The 1,385-nt window shown below is 60.7% G+C and carries 1 protein-coding gene; it reads left to right on the top strand.

Annotated elements, in window-relative coordinates; all coding sequences use genetic code 11:
* Positions 1–1,337 (top strand): transposase (locus tag JQ632_RS39120; protein ID WP_212408046.1); only part of this gene is annotated, 1,337 nt, incomplete at its 5' end.
* Positions 1,338–1,385 lie beyond the last annotated feature (48 nt).

Here is a 1,385-nt window from a genome sequence, read left to right as displayed (position 1 = left end):
TGTTCTACGAGTTTCATCTCAGCGACGCGGTTCCCGAAGATCATCTAGTGCGGAAGATCGACACTGCTCTCGATCTGTCTTGGCTTCGCAGCGAACTTTCTCCTCATTATTCGTCCATGGGGCGCCCGTCGATCGATCCGGAGCTGATGATCCGGATGCTGATCGTGGGGTATGTCTTCGCGATCCGCTCGGAGCGGCTGCTCTGCCGCGAAGTGCAGGTGAACCTCGCCTATCGATGGTTCTGCAAGCTCGGTATCGAGGATGCTATCCCGGATCATTCGGCCTTCTCGCGGGCCCGCAATGAGCGCTTCCGCGAGGGAGATGTCGTTCGTCGCGTATTCGAACATATCGTCGAGGCGTGCGTTGTGGCCGGTCTGGTTGGCGGCGAAGGTTTTGCGGTAGACGCGAGCCTGATCCAGGCAGATGCCAACAAGCAGCGTGCGATCGCGGGTCAGGATTGGCGCAGGGATCGTGATCCGGCGAGGTCAAGCCGCGCGGTGAAGGAGTATCTGGCAACCCTCGACGATACGGCGTGGGGTGCGGCCAGTGACGTCGTCCCGAAGTTTATCTCGCCGTCCGATCCCGCGGCCCAGTGGACCGGAGCTCACAAGGGACCAGCATTCTTCGCTTACTCCGACAATTATCTCATCGACGTGAAGTTCGGCGTCATCGTTGATGTCGAGGCGTCCCGCTCCATTCGCCAGGCCGAGGTCGGAGCGGCGAGGACAATGATCGAACGAACAGAGGAGCGCTTTGGCCTCAAGCCGGAGCGGCTTCTCGGGGATACCGCTTACGGGGCTGCTCCGATGCTGAACTGGCTGGTCGAGGAGAAGGGCATCGCGCCACATATCCCCGTGTTCGACAAATCGAAGCGAGATGACGGTACCTTCTCGCGTAGCGACTTTCGATATGATCCGACCAGCGACGTCTACCACTGCCCGGGTGGAAAGCGGCTCGGGACGAGCGGCACCGTGCACGAGGGCAAAACGCTTCTGTATCGTGCGAGCAAGCTCGACTGCGACACATGCCCGCTTAAACCGCAGTGCTGTCCAAAAGAGCCATCGCGCAAGATCCCGCGCGACATACATGAGCACGCCCGGGACGTCGCTCGGTCGTTTGCTGGCACCGAGGGCTTCGAGACGTCGCGACGTGAGCGCAAGAAGATCGAGATGCAGTTTGCACACTTGAAGCGCATCCTGAGGCTTGGTCGGCTTCGACTTCGTGGCCCACGGGGCGCCCAGGACGAGTTTGTTCTGGCTGCCATCGCTCAAAATCTGAGGCGCCTCGCATCGTTCGTTGCGCGACCACCACCCGCTCATGCCCTGTGCATTGCGTAGCGTAGGAGTTGCGTTGAGAGCGTCAGGGTCGGCGGATCAAAGCCGGTC

This window comes from Bradyrhizobium liaoningense (assembly GCF_018130955.1).
GTDB lineage: Bacteria > Pseudomonadota > Alphaproteobacteria > Rhizobiales > Xanthobacteraceae > Bradyrhizobium > Bradyrhizobium liaoningense_C.
Note: the sequence above shows the minus strand (reverse complement) of the source record. Positions and strands in the feature narration are given on the sequence as shown.